Origin of the sequence: Emticicia sp. BO119 (assembly GCF_013912375.1) — a bacterium.
Lineage (GTDB): Bacteria > Bacteroidota > Bacteroidia > Cytophagales > Spirosomataceae > Emticicia.
Genome location: NZ_JACETV010000012.1, coordinates 13246 through 34354, shown reverse-complemented (window position 1 = coordinate 34354; position 21109 = coordinate 13246). Strand labels below are relative to the sequence as shown.

Annotated in this window: 22 protein-coding genes; 10 read left to right on the top strand and 12 right to left on the bottom strand. The window is 37.5% G+C overall.

Going from position 1 to position 21109, the window contains the following annotated elements:
• Positions 1 to 66: 66 nt before the first annotated feature.
• Positions 67 to 891: a GNAT family N-acetyltransferase gene (locus H1R81_RS25615; RefSeq protein ID WP_181843611.1), complete on the top strand. Its 825-nt coding sequence runs from the start codon at positions 67 to 69 to the stop codon at positions 889 to 891.
• A 59-nt stretch (positions 892 to 950) separates the two neighbouring features.
• Here H1R81_RS25615 and H1R81_RS25610 read toward each other — a convergent pair whose 3' ends face one another.
• Genes H1R81_RS25610 through H1R81_RS25595 form a run of 4 tightly spaced genes read right to left on the bottom strand, consistent with a single transcriptional unit; the run spans position 951 to position 3782 of the window.
• Positions 951 to 1526 (bottom strand): uracil-DNA glycosylase family protein, encoded by a 576-nt coding sequence (locus H1R81_RS25610; RefSeq protein ID WP_181843610.1) that lies wholly within the window; start codon positions 1524 to 1526, stop codon positions 951 to 953.
• 36 nt (positions 1527 to 1562) lie between these two features.
• Positions 1563 to 1883 carry a hypothetical protein gene (locus H1R81_RS25605; protein ID WP_181843609.1) on the bottom strand — a complete coding sequence of 107 codons (321 nt, stop codon included), beginning with the start codon at positions 1881 to 1883 and terminating at the stop codon, positions 1563 to 1565.
• A gap of 36 nt (positions 1884 to 1919) precedes the next feature.
• Positions 1920 to 2666, bottom strand: coding sequence for an AbaSI family restriction endonuclease (locus H1R81_RS25600; RefSeq protein ID WP_181843608.1), 747 nt, complete (start codon positions 2664 to 2666; stop codon positions 1920 to 1922).
• 48 nt (positions 2667 to 2714) lie between these two features.
• Positions 2715 to 3782: a type I restriction endonuclease gene (locus tag H1R81_RS25595; protein WP_181843607.1), complete on the bottom strand. Its 1068-nt coding sequence runs from the start codon at positions 3780 to 3782 to the stop codon at positions 2715 to 2717.
• 295 nt (positions 3783 to 4077) lie between these two features.
• On the opposite strand from H1R81_RS25595, the gene H1R81_RS25590 reads away from it, so the two are divergent.
• Entirely contained in the window at positions 4078 to 7569 is a 3492-nt protein-coding gene (locus H1R81_RS25590; RefSeq protein WP_220275315.1) for an amidohydrolase family protein, read from the top strand.
• Positions 7570 to 8019: 450 nt separating this feature from the next.
• Positions 8020 to 9258: a sodium:proton antiporter gene (locus H1R81_RS25585; protein WP_181843606.1), complete on the top strand. Its 1239-nt coding sequence runs from the start codon at positions 8020 to 8022 to the stop codon at positions 9256 to 9258.
• Positions 9259 to 9374: 116 nt separating this feature from the next.
• On the opposite strand, the gene H1R81_RS25580 is transcribed toward H1R81_RS25585, so the two are convergent.
• Together H1R81_RS25580 and H1R81_RS25575 are read right to left on the bottom strand one after the other, a co-directional pair.
• A complete protein-coding gene (locus tag H1R81_RS25580) occupies positions 9375 to 9818 on the bottom strand; it encodes a hypothetical protein (protein ID WP_181843605.1) in 444 nt (147 codons plus the stop codon).
• Positions 9819 to 9877: 59 nt separating this feature from the next.
• Entirely contained in the window at positions 9878 to 10507 is a 630-nt protein-coding gene (locus tag H1R81_RS25575) for a hypothetical protein (protein ID WP_181843604.1), read from the bottom strand.
• Positions 10508 to 10690: 183 nt separating this feature from the next.
• Here H1R81_RS25575 and H1R81_RS25570 point away from each other — a divergent pair, with 183 nt between their 5' ends.
• The 3 genes from H1R81_RS25570 (at position 10691) to H1R81_RS25560 (ending at position 13492) form a co-directional block, all read left to right on the top strand.
• Complete coding sequence (locus tag H1R81_RS25570; protein ID WP_181843603.1) at positions 10691 to 11599, top strand: NAD(P)/FAD-dependent oxidoreductase; 909 nt, start codon at positions 10691 to 10693, stop codon at positions 11597 to 11599.
• A gap of 144 nt (positions 11600 to 11743) precedes the next feature.
• A complete protein-coding gene (locus H1R81_RS25565; RefSeq protein ID WP_181843602.1) occupies positions 11744 to 12589 on the top strand; it encodes a S41 family peptidase in 846 nt (281 codons plus the stop codon).
• 132 nt (positions 12590 to 12721) lie between these two features.
• The gene (locus tag H1R81_RS25560; protein ID WP_181843601.1) at positions 12722 to 13492 is read left to right on the top strand and encodes a hypothetical protein; all 771 of its coding nucleotides are present in this window, start codon (positions 12722 to 12724) and stop codon (positions 13490 to 13492) included.
• A gap of 63 nt (positions 13493 to 13555) precedes the next feature.
• Here the strand turns inward: H1R81_RS25560 and H1R81_RS25555 are convergent, their stop codons facing one another.
• Complete coding sequence (locus H1R81_RS25555; protein ID WP_181843600.1) at positions 13556 to 14422, bottom strand: ankyrin repeat domain-containing protein; 867 nt, start codon at positions 14420 to 14422, stop codon at positions 13556 to 13558.
• Positions 14423 to 14571: 149 nt separating this feature from the next.
• On the opposite strand from H1R81_RS25555, the gene H1R81_RS25550 reads away from it, so the two are divergent.
• The 4 genes from H1R81_RS25550 to H1R81_RS25535 all read left to right on the top strand — a co-directional run bounded on the left by H1R81_RS25550 (position 14572) and on the right by H1R81_RS25535 (position 17783).
• On the top strand, positions 14572 to 15144 hold the full coding sequence (locus H1R81_RS25550; protein WP_181843599.1) for a Crp/Fnr family transcriptional regulator: 573 nt from the start codon (positions 14572 to 14574) through the stop codon (positions 15142 to 15144).
• Between the two features lie 80 nt (positions 15145 to 15224).
• Positions 15225 to 16328 (top strand): SMP-30/gluconolactonase/LRE family protein, encoded by a 1104-nt coding sequence (locus tag H1R81_RS25545; RefSeq protein WP_181843598.1) that lies wholly within the window; start codon positions 15225 to 15227, stop codon positions 16326 to 16328.
• Positions 16329 to 16366: 38 nt separating this feature from the next.
• The gene (locus tag H1R81_RS25540; protein ID WP_181843597.1) at positions 16367 to 16819 is read left to right on the top strand and encodes a hypothetical protein; all 453 of its coding nucleotides are present in this window, start codon (positions 16367 to 16369) and stop codon (positions 16817 to 16819) included.
• A 7-nt stretch (positions 16820 to 16826) separates the two neighbouring features.
• A complete protein-coding gene (locus H1R81_RS25535) occupies positions 16827 to 17783 on the top strand; it encodes an NAD-dependent epimerase/dehydratase family protein (protein ID WP_181843596.1) in 957 nt (318 codons plus the stop codon).
• Between the two features lie 283 nt (positions 17784 to 18066).
• Here the strand turns inward: H1R81_RS25535 and H1R81_RS25530 are convergent, their stop codons facing one another.
• From H1R81_RS25530 to H1R81_RS25510, 5 genes are all read right to left on the bottom strand, one after another.
• The gene (locus tag H1R81_RS25530; RefSeq protein ID WP_181843595.1) at positions 18067 to 18615 is read right to left on the bottom strand and encodes a pyridoxamine 5'-phosphate oxidase family protein; all 549 of its coding nucleotides are present in this window, start codon (positions 18613 to 18615) and stop codon (positions 18067 to 18069) included.
• Positions 18616 to 18625: 10 nt separating this feature from the next.
• A complete protein-coding gene (locus H1R81_RS25525; protein WP_181843594.1) occupies positions 18626 to 18982 on the bottom strand; it encodes a cupin domain-containing protein in 357 nt (118 codons plus the stop codon).
• Positions 18983 to 19065: 83 nt separating this feature from the next.
• Positions 19066 to 19479 (bottom strand): GNAT family N-acetyltransferase, encoded by a 414-nt coding sequence (locus tag H1R81_RS25520; RefSeq protein ID WP_181843593.1) that lies wholly within the window; start codon positions 19477 to 19479, stop codon positions 19066 to 19068.
• Positions 19480 to 19690: 211 nt separating this feature from the next.
• On the bottom strand, positions 19691 to 20239 hold the full coding sequence (locus H1R81_RS25515) for a cupin domain-containing protein (RefSeq protein WP_181843592.1): 549 nt from the start codon (positions 20237 to 20239) through the stop codon (positions 19691 to 19693).
• A gap of 54 nt (positions 20240 to 20293) precedes the next feature.
• The gene (locus tag H1R81_RS25510) at positions 20294 to 20743 is read right to left on the bottom strand and encodes a MarR family winged helix-turn-helix transcriptional regulator (protein ID WP_181843591.1); all 450 of its coding nucleotides are present in this window, start codon (positions 20741 to 20743) and stop codon (positions 20294 to 20296) included.
• Positions 20744 to 21109: the final 366 nt, after the last annotated feature.

The following is a 21109-nucleotide window of genomic DNA, read 5'->3' as shown; positions in this document are numbered from 1 at the left end:
TGTACCCTGAAAACAAAATTAGGTCTCTTTTACTGATTTTTAGTAGAAGAGACGTAATTTTACACTATGATACTTCTGAATACAGACCATTATTACAAAGCCGAACCCTATCTGAAAGCATTACCTTTCAATAAGCTATTTGCCCAGGCAGTAATAGACAAGCGCGTAGCTGGCAGAGTATATGCCGATGAAAAAGAGAATCCAGAAACATTCTATATAATACATAGCTATGGTATGTCTTTACTGATGGGCAATACCACCAATGAGGCATTTAACACCGCCTTTAAAGCATATGCCTTAAATACCCATGATAAGCGGAATAATCATGAATGGGTACAGATATATCCTGCTGAGTGGGAGGCTGTACTGAAAGACTTATTTCAGGATAAGTTAATTGATTCGGCTGTTAATATCCGACAGTTAACCAAAGGCGTAGTTGAACGTAACACCAGAGTCAATTTCAGATTCAATCACGAAAAGTATTCAGGTATAAACCAGCCTGATGCTAACTCAAAAATTAAAATTATTCAGCATACACAGCAGGCATACAACCAGATGACAGGCAGCGTAGTTCCTCGTTACTTTTGGGATTCAGCAGACGATTTCAAACAAAACGGCATAGCCTATTGCCTGTATTATGAACAGCAATTAGCCGCCACAGCCTTCTCATCGTTCGTGGAAGGAAATCAGTTGGAACTGGGTATCGAAACCGTGCCACAATTCAGAGGCAAAGGCCTGGCGCAGAAAGTTTGTGCTGCTCTTATTGACTATTGTCTGGCAAATAATTTAGAGCCCATCTGGGCTTGCCGCTTAGAAAATACAGGCTCTTATGTATTAGCACAGAAATTAGGGTTTGAGCCAGCTCTACTATTGCCTTATTATCGGATATAGCCCTAAATCCCTAAAGAAGAATTTAAATCTCTCATTTTAATCAAGATATTCCCATTTAGTCATTGTCTTAATATCCTATCTACTACCCCCTTCAATTCCGGTAACACCTCTCTGCCAAACCATTCATTTTTAGCCTGCCAGATGTTGTTTCTTGGTGAGGGGTGCGGCAATGGAAAAAATTGAGGCAGATACTCCTTATAATGTTTGACAGTTTCGGTGAGCGTGTTTTTGACTTTTGTGCTTAAGTAATAATTCTGGGCATATTGACCTACCAGTAGCATGAGTTCTACATTAGGCATCTGGTTTAATAATTGGCGGTGCCATTGTGGGGCACATTCGGGGCGTGGGGGTAGGTCTCCGGATTTGCCTGTGCCGGGGTAGCAGAAGCCCATGGGTATTACGGCGAAGAGGTTGGTATTATAGAAAGTAGATTTATCGACACCCAACCACGACCGCAGATTATCTCCACTCTTATCATTCCACGGGATGCCGGAGTTATGTACGATTCTACCGGGTGCCTGGCCTACTATTACGATTTTACTGTTTGTACTTGCTTCTACTACCGGATTTACTCCACTCGCCAGATGCTGTTCGCATATCTTGCAGTTTTTTATTTGGGAGAGGAGTGAGTGCATGGGGGGATTTATAAAACTTTAATTTATTACTAAGATTCAACTTGTTAAAGCATCTATCTTTTTTGACAAATAGTTTACTTCTTTGATTAATTCTATTTGACTTAAGATAACAGGAAAAGCATTTGAGAAATAAACACTTTTTATTTTTGTCCAGACCTGTAGATTAGTTAATTTAACAAGTGCTTGGTCAGTTGTCAAATTACTTTTCTCTTTTGCTAGGAACGCAGCATAATTGATAACTGCTCTTAATGGATACCATTTTTTTTCATATAAGAAAGAACGCGTTATTCCTGTATTAAATTTTACGTTTCCTTCATTACAAACTTCAATAGCTTTTTGTAAATGTTCAATTGTCATAACTTTAATGTATTACAATCATTTGTTTTTTAAGATTTAATCAGAATATAATACTTTTGAATATTGCTTAGTCTGCTGGAATTTCCAATCTAATATAATAGAATCAAGTAAAATGTGATTTACTATTTCATCTCCATCAAAACCCCATTTCCCATCTGCGCTATTTTTAAACTTAAGATTTGTAAAAACTCTTTCAACTATACCATCATGAATAATTATAGCTTGACGTATATGTGATACTTTATGGTTTGCGATTTTCCACCAACCTGTCTGTCTCTCAAGCAATCTATCAGGATGAATCTCTCCACTTATTTTAACAAAGAGAGTATTATTATAGTCCTGTTTTAAAATTGAAAGTGAAATTAATTTGGGCTCAATCCACTTTTTCCAAGTATTATTATTTTCTGATTCTTTAATAAGTTTGAGAATTATTTCTTTAATTTCAATAATTTGTTCTGCAATTTTATTTGCAGAAATTCTGATTCTGCAAAATTCACATCTTAAAATATTCTCGATTTCACTCTGACGTAATAAATCAATTTCACCTTTAACTTCATGAGGAGCCTCATCTATCTCAATTGCTAGATTGATTTGAGGATAGAATAAATCAATGAAATAATAATTATTATCTTTTGTTTTTACATAATACTGTGTTAATGGCTTTAAGTTGATTAGCCTGTCGTCGTGAAATAGAGAATTAATAAGAAAATTTTCATGCGCTTTGTAAAACGTTCTTTGCAATTGTCTAATTAGATAATTGTATTTCCAATCTGGTAAATTCATTCCTACTTGCTTTATATAGAGTATTGTTTTATTAAAATAGATAAGATACTACAAATAATACCCAACCGTCTTCTCCAACTCACCTGATTGACTATATATATCATCAAGTGTTTTAATTTCTGCTTTTAGTTCTTTCTTATCTGCATCAAAAGTAGCTATATATTTTTTGTTAGGGTTATTTAAGTACAATCTACAAATAGGTTTTCTATTATTATCATCTAAAAAAACAGCGAAGTATGACTGTGCATCGCGATACGTTATCCTGTTAACTGGGACAGTAGTTCTTAATATTGACCTTACAATGTAAAAAGCTTCAAGTTCTTCGGCTGTAGTAATAATTTTATCTTCTGGTTCGGTTGGAATAGAAATTTGTTGTACCGGTTCTTCTACTACAATAGAAGCATTATCAGGAGTAATGGCAGATTTTAGCCTATCATTTAATGTATCATTAATGACATTGGCGAAAGTACGCTTGACTAATGGACGAAAAGCATCTATTACTTTAGCAGTTACCATATTAGGATAAACTTGCTTGGCAAAATATCTTACAAATTCATCGTTAGGTTCTTGTAACTCTTGCAATACTAATTGTCTGATTTCATTAATATATTTAAGTTCACTTGCAGATTGATAGATACTATTACTGTCAAAGTATGCTTTATGAAAATCTCTTAATTTTTCAATTTGTCCATCTTTAATCTCTTCAATATTAAACTCTAAAAATGGTTTTTCATCCATTTTATTCGGTTCAACCAAATCTGTATAAAATCTAAAAATTAATCCATTAGTTAAGATTGCAAATTTAGCTTTAGATACATGAAAGTATCTTAACAATTGTCCGTCATGGATACTTAGATTTTGCTTCCAATGCTTACATTCAACCAATATAATGGGGTCGTTATCTCTAAAAATTGCATAATCAATTTTCTCTCCTTTTTTTGTTCCAATATCACATATAAACTCTGGTACTACTTCAAGTGGATTAAATACGTCATATCCTAAGACTTGAAGAAAAGGCATAATAAAAGCATTTTTTGTAGCTTCTTCTGTATGAATATTGTCTTTCAATTTAGTAACTCTCTCACTAAATTGTTTAATCTGGTCTTTAAAGTCCATAGCATTTGGTTGTTTTAGGTTAAAAATAAAATAGGTTATACGCGTTCCTTTACTTTTGTAAGAGATTTACTTTTACAAAAGCCATTTTTATAGCTTGTTTTCATGGAATAGTTACAAGGATACAAAAAATATTAATAAAAAATCAAGTTATATTAACATTTATTTAAAGGCATCAAAATAATAAAGGTAAAGTTCCATACTTTTTAGTCATATTATTTCCCTATAACACCACCCATTTCACCAAAAAAATTAATATTTTTACCAAAAAACACTTCTATAAAAAAACTACTCTTAAATGAAACCTACTCTTACCTTGAAGTCTGCCCTGATGAGTGCTTGCATTGGGTGCTGCGTGGTGGCTGGTGTCTTTGCTGCTAAAGGTCGCAGTTTTTCGCGGCTCTTGCTTTCGCTGCAGGATACTACCAAACAAACCAAAGACACCACCAGGTATATACGTTACAAAGATTTGCCGCTGAAAGCGTCGCGCACCATGCGTATGAACACCACCGAGGGCACATGGTTGTCGGTCGATGTGAGTCCGGATAGCAAAACGATTGTCTTTGATATGATGGGCGATTTGTTCACCATTCCGTTTGCGGGGGGTAAGGCCACCAATGTAACAAAGGGGATGGCTTTTGATACGCATCCGCGTTATAGTCCTGACGGCAAAAAGCTGTTGTTTATCTCTGACCGCACGGGGTCAGACAACGTATGGTATATTGATTTTGAGAAACAAGATACGGTGCAGGTAACGAAAGACCGTGACCAGAACTTTACCTCAGCCGACTGGACACCCGACGGCAAGTATATTGTGTATTCGAAAGGCCGTATGAACGTACAACTCTGGATGGTGCACCACAACGGTGGCGGCGGTGTACAATTGATTGATGCACCGACGAACCTGAAAACGATTGATGCGGCGGTGGGTCATGATGGCCGATACATTTATTTCTCGCAACGCAATGGGGCATGGAACTACAATGCCATGATGCCACAATACCAGATTGGGATATATGACCGTGATAATGCCAAGCGCACCACCATTACCTCAAGATACGGGTCGGCCTTTACGCCTACACTTTCGGGTGATGGTAAATGGCTGGTATATGGGAATCGCTACGAAGACAAAACAGGTCTTATATTACGTGATTTAGAGAATGGCGACGAAAAATGGCTCGCCTACCCTATTCAACGTGACGATCAGGAGTCTATCGCTACGATGGGGGTTTTGCCGGGTATGTCCTTTACACCCGATAATAAGGCACTGATTGCCTCTTATGGCGGTAAAATCTACAAGATAGGTGTGAGCGGTGAAAAACCTGTAGAGATTCCGTTTAATGTGGATATGGAAATAGAAATGGGACCTCAACTGGAATTTAAATACCCGATTTCGGATACTACACATGCTTTAATAACCCAGATTCGCGATGCAGTAGCTTCGCCTGATGGCAAGAAATTAGCCTTTACAGCCTTGAATCGTTTGTATGTGGCTGATTATCCGAATGGGACACCGAGACTGATCAGTACCAATGATTTCACGGAAGCGCAGCCAGCATGGTCGGGCGATGGAAAAAATCTCGTGTTTACGACCTGGACACCTGAAGGTGGAAATTTATATAAAGTAAATGTGGAAGGTACGCCTAACTTGCAGAAACTGACGCAAGCATCGGCCTTGTACAGCCAGCCCGTGTGGTCGCCGAAAAACGACCGCATTGTATTTTTGCGTACCAGTCTGCAAAATTTTAAATCGTCGATCGGGCCGGTGGCGAATAGTTCAGAAGATGATATTTGTTGGATAGATGCCAATGGCGGCCGTGTGACAGTGATTGATAAAGCGCGTAACCGCTCTACACCTCACTTTGTGAGTAGTCAGGCAGACCGTATTTATCTGAGCGGTGGTGATGGTACTTTAGAATCTATTAAGTGGGATGGTACAGACGAAAAAACGCACGTAAAAGTAACGGGTATCACAACTTACGGCATGAGCATTGAAGGTGAAGATTTTGCACATAACTGTATGCTGTCGGAAAAAGCTGCTCAGGCGATGGAGGTGAATAAACCTTCTTCTGCTTCTCAGATTATTATGGCACCTGATGGCGACCAGGCATTGGCACAGATTAACAATGAGATTTATACACTCGATGTACCCAAGACGGGTAAAACGGTGAGTATCTCGGTAGCGGATGCAGGTTCGGCGCAGTTTCCGGCTAAAAAGCTGACTGAATTGGGAGGAGAGTTTCCGTCCTGGTCGGGCGATTCGAAGAAAGTGCATTGGTCGCTGGGTCGTTACCATATTGTGTATGATCTGGAAAGAGCCAGGACTTTTGATGATAGTGTGAAAGTGGCGAAGAAAGCCGAAGAAAAACGCAAGGCGGATTCGTTGAACAAAGCGAAATCGGACACTATCAAGATAAAAACCGATAGCGTGAAAGTGACAGATGCCAAGAAAGCAACGGTGAAGAAAGAAGAGCCGAAGTACAAACCGGAGGAAACGGAGATAAAAATCTATTTCAGCAGGGATATGCCATCGGGAGCGGTGCTATTAAAAGGTGCTCGCGTGATTACGATGAAAGGCAATGAAGTGATTGAAAACGGGGATATTCTGATAGAAAATAATCGTATCAAGGAGATAGGCAAGAGCGGAACAATTAAGAATACGGGCAAAGCAAAAGTAATTGATGTGAAAGGGAAGACGGTTATACCGGGCTTTGTGGATACGCACGCGCATATGTGGCCGCAGTGGGGTATCCAGAAAAATCAGGTTTGGGTATATGCCGCTAACTTAGCCTATGGTGTAACGACAACACGTGACCCACAAACGGCTACGACGGACGTATTTACCTATGGTGATATGGTAGAGGCAGGTAAAATTGCAGGGCCAAGAATCTACTCAACAGGGCCGGGAGTTGGTTTCTGGGCGTATAATATCAAGGATTCTACTGGAGCTATCAATGCCTTGAAACAGTATAGCAAGTACTATAATTCGAAGTATATCAAGATGTATCTGACAGGGAATCGCCAGACCCGCCAGTGGATTATCAAGGCTGCGAGAGACCAGAAATTGATGCCTACTACCGAGGGTGGTTTGAATTATAAACTGAATATGACAAACCTATTGGATGGTTATCCGGGGCATGAACATGCAATACCAGTGTATCCATTGTATAATGATGTCGTGAAAAGTATTGCGTACTCGCAAATGGCCGTTACGCCTACCCTATTGGTATCATATGGTGGGCCTTTTGCTGAAATCTATTATTTCGAGACTGAGAACCCCTACCATGACAAGAAGATGCAGAATTTTATGCCTTATGATGAACTGGCAGAGAAAACCCGTCGGGTAGGTACATGGTTCATGCCCGAAGAACACGTTTTCCAGAAACATGCGAAATCGATGAAATCGATGGTAGAAAGTGGTTCATTGGCAGGAATTGGTAGTCACGGGGAGTTTCAGGGATTAGGTTATCACTGGGAGTTGTGGTCGATGCAAAGCGGAGGTATGAAAAACCATGATGCCTTAAAAGTGGCCACTATTTTAGGGGCTAAAGCCCTTGGCTTAGACCAGGATTTAGGCAGTATCGAAAAAGGTAAACTGGCTGATTTGTTGATTATGGATAAAAATCCGCTGGAGAATATACGCAATTCGAATACCTTGAAAATGGTTATTAAGAATGGTCGTGTGTATGATGCCAATACGTTGGATGAGGTTTATCCGGCTCAGAAGAAGTTGATTCGTACAGAGTGGACATTTGAGAAGCCTGCGAATACTACCGGGTTGCAGGATTAACAGCCGCCCCTAACCCCTAAAGGGGAACTAAAGCCACCGTGCCACGCCTCTACTCGTCCGAGCAAGGGCGTGGCACGGTTAATATAATGTAAAGATTATCTGATTAAAACACAACATTTATATAAATAATTAAAATTTCAGAATTTATTGAAAATTACATACATTCACTTTGTATGGATTTAATGAAATTGTCAATAATTTCAAATATTTCTGAAAATTTAAGCACTTATTAATTGATTCATAAAAACCTGACTATGCATGGACAAAACGTTTTGTCAGACAACCCTTTAAACAGCTGATTATGAGTCATTTATTTTCGTTAGTATTAAAGCTTTTCCAATAACCTCTATCTAACCCTAAACAATAACGTGGTCAGGATTAAAGGACAATTTCACATCTTTGTTAAAACTTCTGAATAAGAAAAATTATATTTACCCAAAAAAGACTTTTATGAATGCCTATTTTCTACTTGTAATATTAATAAGTCTGTCGGCAGCTTTTGCTTATATTAATCATCGGTTTATAAAGATGCCGTTTGTGATTGGCTTATTTTTCTTATCTACTATTTTATCATTGGTTATAGTCAGCAGCCGTATATGGGATTTTCAGCATTACCTGTTTGTGAAAAACCTGATAGCCAAAACAGACCTAAGCTATGTAATCCTTGATATCATGTTAGGGTTTTTACTATTTGCCGGGTCTTTACATACCCCCTGGAATGAAATAAAAAAACAATGGAAACCCATCAGCTTATTTGCTATTGGTGGGGTTATTGCTTCAACAATTATTATTGCCTCAATATTATATCCTTTATGCGGTTGGTTAGAGCTTCCGGTTAGTTTTATTCATTGTCTGGTTTTTGGCGCTTTAATCTCCCCTACTGATCCCATTGCCGTTTTAGGTATTCTTACCAAAGCCAATGTATCTAAACGCATTGAGTCTACCATTGTAGGTGAGTCATTATTCAACGATGGCGTGGGGGTAGTCATTTTTATAGCACTTCTCGAAACCCTGAAACTGGGCAATTCACATATTGACTATGGACACTTTGCTACACTATTTGCTCAGGAGGCAATTGGTGGTGTATTCTTCGGCCTGGTACTTGGATATTTACTATACTGGTTACTTAAGTCAATCGACAATTATGAAACTGAGGTATTAATGACAATTGCCTTTGTAATGGGCGGATACAGCCTTTGCGCTTACTTTCATTTATCGGGTGCTTTGGCAATGGTTATTATGGGGCTCTTCATAGGCAACTATAATCAGACAAAAGCCATGAGCGACACCACACTTGAATATGTGCATAAGTTCTGGGAGTTGATTGATGTTATCCTGAACGCCATTCTTTTTATCAGTATTGCTTTTGTCGTAGTAGTAATAGATTTCAAATCGAGCTATTTTATAGTTGGCCTGGCGGCAATTATTATTGTACTTGTTTCCAGAGTCCTGATTGTATGGCTGCCCAATTTACTAACACCAAGAATCACCAATTTTAAATCCAAAGAAGCAAGGCTGATTATATGGGGAGGATTAAGGGGTGGATTATCTATTGCCCTGGTCTTGTCATTACCTGACAGCGAAGCCAAACAAGTGTTGATTATCGCTACCTACACGTGTGTTGTATTTAGTATATTAGTACAAGGTTTAACAATCGGAAAAGTAGCAGCAAAGATGGCACAAAACTAAACGCGGCTAATAAAATCACTATTATCCAAATACTATCTGGAATTTTGAGTTATTATAATGTATGTTGATAGTAGCAAACTTCAAACAGAATTTTCTACTATCAACTATTTTCTAATCTATTTCAGATAATACATTTTCAACATTTTAGTAGCCTCACTTGCATTTTCGGTGCAGGCTTCACAGAATGTGCCTCTACCTTCAATCGGCCCCTCATAAAGCCAGTGAAAAATCTTTGAGTATTTGCCGTCAAGGCTTACCACTCTTAAGGTATTATTCTTTCGTGGAATCACATATAATAGTAAGTTATTAGGGAAGAGTAATTTAAAAGCTTTTTCACCATTCAACATATCAACACCCTCATACTTGAGTTTCATACTTTTAATATCCCCTTCTGGTGTTTTGTAAGAATAATTAACATCTCCCACCTGATTGGCATTTACCCAAAAAGCATAAGTTTCAAAATCTTTGGCATTAAACTTTTTATAGGCAAAATTGGCAACACGCTGCCCATGAGTTATTGACGGCCATAGCAATACTAAACAAATCAAAAGTCGGTACATTGATTCCAAGGTTTGTTAATGACAAACCAATGTAAAAATACCATGCCAGACGTCTTGTATTACTTACCCTGCCATTTTTTCAATACTTTTTCAACGCGCTTACGTTTGCTTTCTTTCTCAATTTCGGGTAACCTTGCTATCAACGTTTTAATAAAAGCAGGTTGATGTGCTTTATCTATTATACTTGTAGCATTTTCAGCATACATAGGCAATTGGTTGGTAGGACTAATCAAAAATTGTTCATGCAGTAGGTCAAAAGCATCACTCTTGTAAGCATCTACCAAACACAATTTCGTCAGAATACTTACGTACTTATCTCTTGTAATCACAGAGCCTTTGTCAGCTACGGCAGCCAGCTTAGTTAATGCCCCAAATACAATAGCCGGGCTTTGCGAAGCAATAGTATTCAAGGCTGTCATAGCTCCCCATTGTAAACGGTTATTTTTGCTGTCTAATAACTCAACAAAATTACTGGCATAAGCTACAATCATTTGTGGTTTTGCTTCTCCGATTTCGTAGAGCACCTTAATACAATCGCTCTGTATATCTTTGCTTTTATTCAAGAGATTTTCAATTAATTCTGCTATGGCTTCTCTATTTTCGGCCCCGACAATTTCTTTTGCCAATTCCTGATTGGGTACTTCATCTCTTCTATTCAGAGAGGTAGCTAACTTATCAATAATGCTCATTTTTAATAAAGGTTAATATCTGAAGCAATTTATAAAATAACAAATAAACTATTCATAAGGTATCATACTATTAGATTAATTACTATTTAAAAAAACCAATATTCGCAACATTGTTGCATTTAAGAAATATTATTACATTTGTACAAATAATGATTCAACAACTTTAAACTAATTGATATTAGGATGAGCAATAATCAGGAATTTGAAGTAATTGTTATAGGTGGCAGTTATGCAGGGCTTTCAGCAGCTATGAGTTTAGGAAGAGCCTTAAGAAAAGTTTTAGTGATTGATGGTGGGTACCCCTGCAACCAACAAACCCCTCACTCACACAATTTTCTTACACAGGATGGGCAAAAGCCTAAAGAAATAGCCAATATTGCCCTGGAACAAATAGCTCAGTATAAGACCGTAGAATTTTATAAGGGATTGGTCACTAATGCAACCAAAACAGAAGATGGCTTTAAGGTTGAAATTCAGAATGACGAGTTTTTTTATACTAAAAAATTAGTCCTTGCCACCGGCCTGAAAGATATACTGCCTGAAATTGACGGTTTTGCCGAATGCTGGGGTATTTCTATAGTACATTGTCCTTATTGTCATGGCTATGAAATACATCACAAGAAAACAGGGATTATTGCCAATGGTGATGCCGCCTTTCATTATGCACAATTAATCAACAACTGGACAAAAGACCTTATAATTTTTACTAATAGCGCATCAACATTGAGTGAAGAGCAATTAGCAACGCTTAAAAAACACCAGATTAATATTATAGAAACTCCGATTAAACGATTGATACATAGAGAAGGTAAAATTGAGAAAATCGCATTGACTGATGGCTTATCCTTTATACTTGATGCGATTTATTCAAGACCAGTCTCTGTACAACATTCAATTATTCCTGAATCGCTTGGTTGCGAATTAACAGACCACGGCTTGCTCAAAATAAACAATTCACAAAAAACCAATATTTCAGGTGTGTTTGCCTGTGGCGATAATTCAAATCCTATGCGCTCAGTAGCTATGGCAGTGGCATCAGGCTCGGCGACGGGAGCATTTGTAAATCATGAGTTGATAAGTGAAAAGTTTTAATTGCAACCGCTATTGCTACACAGGAGAGAATCCTTAATAAGGGCACAAAAATATTTTTATACATACAACCAAATCATACGTTTATGCATTAGGTCTTTAAACTATACTTGAAATTTTCTTAGCTGAGACTTTAAAACCTTTTTCATGAAACAACTCCTATATCTTTTACTCCTTACAATTGTTACCATCACTCATAGTGCCTGCCAAAAAGATGCCGAACCCGCTACTAATCCAGAGGTTGAAGCCTACCTTAACACACTTATGTCGAACATGGAAAGGTATTCAATTAATCGTAAAACTATTAATTGGGAGACATTCAGGAAAAACATATTGACTAAGGCTAAAGGCGCACAAAGCATAGACGATGTCAAAGCAAAAGAAGCCATTCAGTTGGCACTCATCCAGCTTGAAGATTCTCACAGTTTCTTTATAACAAGTAAAGGAGAATATGTAACTTACAAAAAAACTTTAAACTGTACAAGCCCAACACCTGTTATACCCACACCAGGCAAAGAAATAGGCTATGTTAAAGTAGGAACTTTTTCGGGAAGCAATCTGAGTGAAGAAGCAAACAATTATGCGAGGGCTATTCAAGAGGCTATAAAAGCGGCTGATAATGACGCTATTAAAGGATGGATTGTTGATTTAAGAGATAATCGTGGCGGTAATATGTGGCCTATGCTGGTAGGAATCGGCCCTATACTGGGAGAAGGCACAGCAGGATATTTCATTGACCCTGATAATTTAGCCTACGATTGGGGATATAAAAATGGTAGTGCGGGCGGAGTTCAATTGAGCAATCCTTATGTATTGAAAAAACCAAACCCAAAAGTGGCTGTGCTTATTGATGAAGCAACAGCCAGTTCAGGGGAGGCGATTGCTATCGCCTTTAAAGCCAGATCTGAAACGAGTTTTTTGGTTTATCAACCTGTGGCTTATCAACTGCTAATCAGAATATTAATATACCCGATGGTGCTGTACTTTATCTGACGGTTTCGACTATGGCTGACAGAACAAAAAAAATGTATGGTAAAAAAGTATCTCCTGATATAGAAAACTCCAATCAAACAAATTATATTCAACTGGCAATCGAGTGGCTAAAACAATAAAACTTATACAACTATGAAAAGATTGATTATTCTGCTGATAGCATTTGCTGTGTATTCAACCACAAGTGCTCAAAGTCTCAACTATATGACAAGTGCACAGATACCTAAAGTAGAAATACAGGATGGGAAAAAAGTAACAACAGTTGAAGTAAAGGTACAGACAGGTAGTGTCAGTTCAGGGGTACACTACAACTCCCGTTTGATGACTTTTTTAGGCAGTCCATTCTTTATAGATGTTTTTGAAACAATCACTTTTACTATCGATAGCTCTACAGCCCCTATTACCGCACCTGTCATGCTGAATCTGGCAAATGATATACTGCTGGTGAAACTGGCAGATAAAATCACACCCTTAACTAATATAAACTTCACGCTCGCGGGCCATGATTTTGTCATGCTTAATGGCAGGTATTATGAGCAATTGTATAATGGTAAAGTTAAGCTTTTAAAAAAGTATGTGCGGGATTTAGTTCCTGTGCTGATAAATAATACAATAGCCAGCAGCGGCTATGGTAAAAGTTCTCAACAATATGATGGAGAAATCAGAAATAAAGAGATTTATTATCTGGTTTTTCATGACGATAAAATGAAAGCATTTAACATGACTCCGAAATCCGTCGTCAGTGTTTTGACTAAAGAAAACAAAGTCCATTTTGTAAACGGAGACTTTGCAAGAATGAATGAAAACGATGCCTACCTAAAAGCTCTCGAGAATATATCTGATATTGATGAAAAAGAATTAGTGAAAATTTTAAGCGATGCTGATAAGCCTGTCTTGCCTTAAGATTGTTGTTAGGTATATGTTTTAGCGTATGAATGCGGTTATTCATACGCTAATTTTTTTCTACTAAAGGTTCATTTTTTCATGTAGAAACTCCTCAATTTTAGCATATTTTTTCATCTTTTCTTTATCTATTTCTTCTGTTTGCATATACATCGCCCAACCCAATGGAGTGCCTCCATAAGCTAAGTCCTTAGCCTCAAGACTTGCCCCTGCCTCTACCAAAACCCTTACTGATTCCACAGAAGCTGAAGAAACGGCCTGATGTAAAGCGCTTGCATGCGAATGAAATCCGGATGTTGGCGTCAGATAAGCATTTACATTAACCTTATCTTGAATTAACAGCTTAATCATATCTGTTTTACCATAAAAAGCGGCCATCATCAATGCTACTTCTTTATCTATATCAGTGGCATCTTTCAATAATCTATGCACATTATCCACACGATCAAGACCAACAGCAGAAGCTAAGGTCAATTCTCCTCCCCTTTCTATCAGGTGTCTGGCAGCATCAATATTTCCGTGCGCCAGTGCGCCTACACCCCCGCCAGGCGCAGCTCCGGCATCAATCAGTAAATCAATCAATTCAATTTGTACACCACAATCACGAGGCACACTACCTGTAGACACCAAGCCCAACGTATAATCAATACAGTACTGAAAGTCTTCAAAATTAGCTTTTTTAGCTCTCTCAATCAGCAATTGGGTAATAGCTACAATATTTGTTGGGAGTTTCTTATTTCTGATAGGATTATCAGCCACAAACCAGATAAGATATGGCTGTTTAAAATAACCTTCTTCGGGAATATCAAGCCTTTTATAAATAAGTTGTGGGTAAGCAGTTAATAGGTTTTGTAGTAAGGCAATATCTCCCATATCAATGGCAGCTACTGCCTTACGGAAAATCGGATCTTTAATAGCTGAGATTTCCATAATTTTATAAGTTGTTATGCTTTTTAGTTTAAGCAAATTTAATGAATAATATAGATACTATCTTAAAGAAATGTACTGATTTTCAAGAAATTAACTATTTGATATGTTAATTGTTTTGTTAATTTTGTCCATATTCAATCATATTATCTATGCCCCACCCTTCTAAGCTAAAAAAGCAATTTGAAATGATGGGTTTTTCAGGAGAATCGCTGGAAACCATTCTGAATGCCTTTACATTTCAGACCTTTAAAAAGAATGACCATATAGTGGAAGAAGGCAAAACAAGTCGCCACATTGGTTTTGTTGAAAGTGGTATGTTTCAGTACTATTCCCTGAAAGATGGAGAAGAAATCACCACTTATATCTCCATCGAAAATACCTTTTTAGCTTCATTGTTGAGTTTTGTAGGAGAGCAACCTGCGCGTGAAAATATACGTGCGCTGGTTGACAGCAGCATTAGTTTAATCAGCAAAGCTAATCTGAAAAAATTAGTCAATGAAGTACCAGGCTTTAAAGAATTCTATATCTTACTACTCGAAAAATCAATCTGTGGCATTGATGCCACACGCCATGATTTGATTGTACTGAATGCCGAACAACGGTACGAAAAGATGCTTACAGAAGAGCCGCATCTGCTCCAACGCATTCCACTACAATTTTTAGCCTCTATTCTGGGCGTAACTCCCCGACACCTGAGTCGTATCAGAAATAATATCCGCTGATTTTACTTTATGGACATTTGTCCGGTAAAAGCAATTTTGCAGCCCCGAACTTTGCATCGTCAATTAAACAAACAGACGATATGCAAAGCTTTAAAAATACTTCTCTCTATTGTACATTTGTTTTTTCGCTGGCTTTTAGTGCCTGCACTATTCATCCAAAGTCGTGGCAGCCTATGCCAACACCTGCCTTTGAAGGTACAACCACTTTAAACGAAAAATTAAGTACTGCCTATAAACTCTCTATTACATCCAAAACCCAAAAAGGCTTTGGCCCGGAAGATATTATTTTCGATAAAGCCGGAAATCTCTACTGTGGTGTTCATAATAGTGCCACTGATTTCAGCGATGGCCGAATCCTCAAAATCAATCCGAAAGGTGAGGTTGAAGTATATTATGCCGCAGAATCTTGGGTAGCAGGACTTCATTTTGATGCTGACAGTAACCTGATTGCCCTCAGCCATCGTGAAGGCTTAATTAGCATAAGCCTGGATAAAAAAGTGAAAGTATTAGCCACTCAGGATGAAAATGGCAATCGTTTCCTTATTCCGAATGGGCTGGATATTGCTTCTGATGGCAAAATCTATTTTTCTAATACTTCTGATGTTTCGGCTTACACAATCAATTATGGAAGAAAAGTAATCCTGGAGATGAAACCTATCGGTGGCTTCTACTGCTATGACCCTCAGACAGGCAAAGTAAAGACCCTCATTAAAGGCACATACTTCGGTAATGGGGTAGTGCTGTCAAAGGAAGAAAATTATGTGCTATTAGTTGAAACTTCAAAATACAGAGTTTTGAAATATTGGATAAAAGGCGTAAAGACAGGCCAGACCGAAATATTTATTGATAATCTTCCGGGATTCCCAAATGGTATCTCTATCAGAGAAGACGGTAGCTACTGGTTAGGTTTTTCTACTAAACGTACTGATGCCCTCGATAAAATACATCCCAAAACAGGCATGAAGCAATTGGTGTATGCCCTACCAGATTTCATGCAACCTAAAGCCGAGAAATTCGGAATGGTCATGCACATTTCTACCGACGGCAAAATACTTAAATCATTATTCGATACCAAAGGCATGGTTATGCCCGAAGCAGGAGCGGTAAAAGAACATAACGGATACCTCTATATGGGTGGCGATGTTGTACCTCACATTGGTAGATATCAGTTAACCGACAAATAAAATTTTCTTTTAAAATAATCATAAATCAAATAATCAAAATGAAATCAATTTTTACGCTCCTATTCTTAGTAGTTTCTATCAGCACTTTTGCACAAAGTCGCTTTTCAAAAAATGAATTAAGCATTAACGGATTCAGAAATCCATCCGTTGGCGCAGAATACCGCCACAAACATCTATCAGTTCATGCGGGCTATTATCCGACAGCCTTTAAGTCGGGTGTAAATACCAATTTCATTAAAGCAGGTGTTACACTCTGGTTCTTACCTGTAGGTAAAAAAGAAAATCCTTCTTCTTTTTACGCAGGGGCTTCATACCTGAGAGGTTTAAGCCAGGATTACGAAGGCAAAAATGCGATGGGTGCAGAAATAGGTTTCCGTTGGATGGTCTGGAAAGGATTGAACCTCAGAATCGGCGCTATTGCCGTAGCTGCCAAAGACCAGAGTCTGAAAATCAATCCGACACCGGGTATCAGTTATTCATTCTTCTTTTAGTTATATCATGAAAACAATCTTAGGAACAGGACAATTGGGGCTTGCTATACTCGAAGCCCTGCTCCAACAAAACTCCGAAGAAGCCATCACATTGGTAAACAGAAAAGGAGAATTAAAAGCAACCGTCACCCTCCCACCCAATGTTCAGATAAAGGCAGCAGATGTAACCAACAAGAGTGATATGGCAGACATTGCATCACAATCAGAAGTGATTTTTAGTTGTACGGATGTACCTTACCAGTTATGGGCTGATTTTTATCCTGCCACTGCATCAGCTTTAGCTTATGCCTTGAGTAAAACAGAAGCCCGTTTGGTTTTTGCTGATAATCTTTATTCTTATGGAGATGTAAAAGGCAAGGAGATCATTGAAACAATGCCACACAAAGCCAAAACAAAAAAAGGACAAATAAGAACGGGAGTTGTCAACACTTTATTAAACTCAGGTGAACAGTTAAGTAAACGGGTAGCAATTGTAAAAGCGGCAGATTTTATAGGGCCACGAATTTATAAAGGGCTTTTTGGTACTGATTTTTTAGATAGATTATATCAAGGCAAAAGCATTATTCTTTCAGGTAATCCAAAGCTACCACATACTTTTACTTATATTCATGATTTCGCTAAAGCTATTGCCAGAGTTGGTGATGCCCAAGATGCTTTCGGGCAAATATGGCATACCCCCAATGCACCTGCCATGAACTTATATCAATGGATAGAATTGTTTGAAATTGAGACTCATAAAAAAGCAAAAGCAATAGTACTACCAAAGTTAGCAGTCTGGATGGCAGGATTTTTCAATCCTTTGATTAAAGAATATTATGAATTAGCCTATCAGTTTGAACACCCATATCTGGTGAATCATGATAAATTTGTGAAACGCTTTGGCAATCATGCTACCCAGGCATCAATAATTGTGCAGAAGACTGTAGAGTGGCATGTGAATAAACTTGAAAAGCATTTATTGTAAAACCTCTTAATAATTTTTTGAAATAAAATTCCTCTGAAAATTCACTAAACCGCTTTAACTTTTCTATATTTACAAAAGAGGTGTGCAACTTTAGTAGTTTACTCCTTTATTAACCTGATTTTATATTGAAAAGGCAATACTATTAAATTGGTATTGCTTTAGCCATTTAAACAACATGATATAACCCTTTCTTATATAATTCTCGTAGTTTTGTTTTAAAAGTTTGTTTACTTCGTAAAGACGCAATTTTTGCGTCTTTACCTTTTTATGAGCTCTTCTAACACTATATGACAGGTGAAGCAGGATAATAAAAGTTATTTAAAGCAACATCAGGAACTAAATGTTGTTTCCCAATCCAGTTTTCAATTCTGATTTTTGCCACATAAATAGGCTTGGCTTGTGCTGCTGTCATTGGCTCATATGTATCTTGGGGAACGTGCCCAAAAAACTTATTGAAAAATACTTGCATGGCCTCCATATGTTCGACTTCATCTGTTACAATCCGTAGCTTGCCATAAATAATTACACTCTGGTACTCACAGCCAAAATCAACAGCTTTGTTTGCCGTATATAGTTTCCCATGTTTATAAACTGATACACAAACTTTCTTACCATCGGTTATTTCCTGTCCGGCATACCCGTATTTTGAAAAATGAAAGATAACTTCCCGGTTTGCTTCATCATACACAAAAAAAGCCACGTGCATCATCGGGAATCCCTCCTTTTCGATGGCAATAGAACAGGAAACCGATTCATTTAATAATTCTGTCAGAAATGCCTCGTCTGTTTCCTGTCTGTCAGTTCTTCTTACTTTTATTGAGTACTCACTCATGATTTTTATATTATTCAATTGTGGTTCTATCTTGATTGGTAGTTGGTTGCGAAATCACTAAAAATGATAATATTTCGTCGGTTTCGTTGGCGATATAATGTTTTGTGCCTGGGTTTATCAGTAAGCCCTTTTGTTCATCTACCACTATTCTTTCACCTTTAGCATAAAATATAGCCGTACCTTTCAGAATATAGAAAAATTGTTGGGCATAGGTATGAAAATGTAGTTTTTCTCTTGCTCCACCAGGCATAGATTCCTGTTTGACCGATAAACCCGCACTATCAACTAATACCCAGCTCTCACAATTATCTCCCCATAAATAATGTGAGGCAGTTTGTTTATCAATCGCTGTAAAACCCTTTTCCATTTCAATAATTAATTATACACATAATTTTATTCAATATCCAATTCCAAACGCATTTCTAATAAATTACCCTTGAATCCTGCCTTTTAATAGGCATTTTTTGCTACTATATTCTCTTCATACACTTCAAGCCGAATCTCTCGGATTCCTTTATTTATAGCCCATTGCTTCAATGCTTCTAAAATAGCCTTATTTATACCTTGTCCTCTGTGTTCCGGCTTCACATACATAAAACCTAAATAAGCATAATGCGTATGTTTCTGATATAGCTTTGCTTCTTTGATTAAGGCATACCCAGAGCCAACAAGCTGACCATCTATTTCAGCTACCACTACTTCCGCTACAGGCGTCTCAATTAAATATATTAAATCGTAATAGTGAATTTCACCTTCTTTCAAAGTACTATCAAAAGGGCGTTCGGCAGTTACAATCCCTTGTTCAAATGCTAAGAGTGTTTCAATTTCCTCTTTCTGAGCAGGTCTTATTATCAGATTTTTCATTGCGCGATTTACGTTTGTCAGTTTGTTATGAAGACTTTGAATTTCAATAGCTTGATCTGTTCGTTGCTAAGTTTTGAAACACTCTTTACTTGCTATATATCCCGCCTTTCCTTATCTGGCTTGAAGCCACTCATTTTGTTTATCCATCTCAGTATAAACAAAGCACCTGATTGTTGAAAAGGCAAAAAGTAAAAAAACAATACGCATTATTCTATCGTGCATATTGTGCATAATACTTCTTGTAGCCCATTAAATGGGCAATACTTCCTAATACAGCTGACATTACTCTTTGTACTCCAATAGGTGGGCCTGATACAAAAAGTTCATATTCATTGCCAAACGACATAATCTGCATAAAGGCCGGAGTACCCTTGGCATCACATTTACCCTCGTTACATAGTCCGTAATATTGCTCCAGAAAAGTCTCCATATTTCCTGCCGGAGTAAACTCAACCTCCATCTCGGCTTCTTCGTCGGGGCTTTCATTCCACCATTGATGCCCTATACCTTTAGGAATCAGTGTAGTCTCGCCTGGTATCAGAAAAAATTCCTTCTTCCCAACCAGTACTTTCAATTTTCCTTTTTTCATTTCAAACTTCTCATCCTGACTCGGATGCACATGATTAACAGTTACAAATCCTTGTGGTTTTACATTTAACCTGAAGCGTAAGTATTTACCGTCTGTATCTGCAGCAGTAGCTAAAAAAGTCACTTTCTCCCCAGTAACTTTGTTTTCAATAATTTGTCCTTGTTGAGCCATAATTAATGGTTTTTCAACAAAAATATAAAAGTGTGTTGTAACACACAAATTATTTTAAACAAATTTTTCTAAAAGTTTTACCAATGCTATTAACTCAGTTTCATTAAAATTTTTGAGTATTTCATGGTGTTCGGCAGGGAATTTAACATTTAATCTTTCCAATAAAGCAATACCTTCTTCGGTAATCACTGTCAGTGAATGACGCTTGTCTTTTTCAGCGTTAATTCGCTTGGCCAAACCCCTCTTTTCTAATCTGTCAATCAAACGGGTTACGTCAGACTTATCAATCATCCGTTTACGGATTTCTGAACGTGGATGAGCACCGGGATACTCCCCCTTTAAAATTCTGAGGATATTAAATTGAGAAAGGGTGATGTTTTCGCTTTCGCAAAGGATTTCTAGCTTTGCTCTGACTCTCTGCGAAACAAACATTAAACTTACTATAGCTTCCTGATGTGGATTTTGAAAGGACTTTTGTGCGATTTCTTTGGTAATTTCAGTCATAACAGAATTAAAAATTGTCTTACTCACAATTTAGCATAAATAAAAATCCCATAATAATTTTACCTGTTAATAATCATGATTTATCCGTCATTATTCTCTATTTGATTCTTTCATTCTTATTGAATCGATCAGTTGTATGCAGACTGAAAACGCTGATTATATCAAGCATTTATACTTATATTTTTAACCTTAAAATTCCGAATACAAACTCAGTACGATAGCTCAATCAGCTTATAAAGACTTATTATAAACTTATTAAAATCCATTTAAAATTGCGATGAAGTATTGTTTTTTTAAAATAAAAAACTAAATTTTGTAGATGAGATGATTTGTGTAGCCCCAACGATTTTCTCAAATGACTTTTGC

What these genes read in the sequence shown, in the direction of transcription:
- H1R81_RS25615 (WP_181843611.1), top strand. Translation starts at nt 67, where the DNA reads ATGATACTTCTGAATACAGACCATTATTACAAAGCCGAACCCTATCTG.
- H1R81_RS25610 (WP_181843610.1), bottom strand. Translation starts at nt 1,526, where the DNA reads ATGCACTCACTCCTCTCCCAAATAAAAAACTGCAAGATATGCGAACAG.
- H1R81_RS25605 (WP_181843609.1), bottom strand. Translation starts at nt 1,883, where the DNA reads ATGACAATTGAACATTTACAAAAAGCTATTGAAGTTTGTAATGAAGGA.
- H1R81_RS25600 (WP_181843608.1), bottom strand. Translation starts at nt 2,666, where the DNA reads ATGAATTTACCAGATTGGAAATACAATTATCTAATTAGACAATTGCAA.
- H1R81_RS25595 (WP_181843607.1), bottom strand. Translation starts at nt 3,782, where the DNA reads ATGGACTTTAAAGACCAGATTAAACAATTTAGTGAGAGAGTTACTAAA.
- H1R81_RS25590 (WP_220275315.1), top strand. Translation starts at nt 4,078, where the DNA reads ATGAAACCTACTCTTACCTTGAAGTCTGCCCTGATGAGTGCTTGCATT.
- H1R81_RS25585 (WP_181843606.1), top strand. Translation starts at nt 8,020, where the DNA reads ATGAATGCCTATTTTCTACTTGTAATATTAATAAGTCTGTCGGCAGCT.
- H1R81_RS25580 (WP_181843605.1), bottom strand. Translation starts at nt 9,818, where the DNA reads ATGTACCGACTTTTGATTTGTTTAGTATTGCTATGGCCGTCAATAACT.
- H1R81_RS25575 (WP_181843604.1), bottom strand. Translation starts at nt 10,507, where the DNA reads ATGAGCATTATTGATAAGTTAGCTACCTCTCTGAATAGAAGAGATGAA.
- H1R81_RS25570 (WP_181843603.1), top strand. Translation starts at nt 10,691, where the DNA reads ATGAGCAATAATCAGGAATTTGAAGTAATTGTTATAGGTGGCAGTTAT.
- H1R81_RS25565 (WP_181843602.1), top strand. Translation starts at nt 11,744, where the DNA reads ATGAAACAACTCCTATATCTTTTACTCCTTACAATTGTTACCATCACT.
- H1R81_RS25560 (WP_181843601.1), top strand. Translation starts at nt 12,722, where the DNA reads ATGAAAAGATTGATTATTCTGCTGATAGCATTTGCTGTGTATTCAACC.
- H1R81_RS25555 (WP_181843600.1), bottom strand. Translation starts at nt 14,422, where the DNA reads ATGGAAATCTCAGCTATTAAAGATCCGATTTTCCGTAAGGCAGTAGCT.
- H1R81_RS25550 (WP_181843599.1), top strand. Translation starts at nt 14,572, where the DNA reads ATGCCCCACCCTTCTAAGCTAAAAAAGCAATTTGAAATGATGGGTTTT.
- H1R81_RS25545 (WP_181843598.1), top strand. Translation starts at nt 15,225, where the DNA reads ATGCAAAGCTTTAAAAATACTTCTCTCTATTGTACATTTGTTTTTTCG.
- H1R81_RS25540 (WP_181843597.1), top strand. Translation starts at nt 16,367, where the DNA reads ATGAAATCAATTTTTACGCTCCTATTCTTAGTAGTTTCTATCAGCACT.
- H1R81_RS25535 (WP_181843596.1), top strand. Translation starts at nt 16,827, where the DNA reads ATGAAAACAATCTTAGGAACAGGACAATTGGGGCTTGCTATACTCGAA.
- H1R81_RS25530 (WP_181843595.1), bottom strand. Translation starts at nt 18,615, where the DNA reads ATGAGTGAGTACTCAATAAAAGTAAGAAGAACTGACAGACAGGAAACA.
- H1R81_RS25525 (WP_181843594.1), bottom strand. Translation starts at nt 18,982, where the DNA reads ATGGAAAAGGGTTTTACAGCGATTGATAAACAAACTGCCTCACATTAT.
- H1R81_RS25520 (WP_181843593.1), bottom strand. Translation starts at nt 19,479, where the DNA reads ATGAAAAATCTGATAATAAGACCTGCTCAGAAAGAGGAAATTGAAACA.
- H1R81_RS25515 (WP_181843592.1), bottom strand. Translation starts at nt 20,239, where the DNA reads ATGGCTCAACAAGGACAAATTATTGAAAACAAAGTTACTGGGGAGAAA.
- H1R81_RS25510 (WP_181843591.1), bottom strand. Translation starts at nt 20,743, where the DNA reads ATGACTGAAATTACCAAAGAAATCGCACAAAAGTCCTTTCAAAATCCA.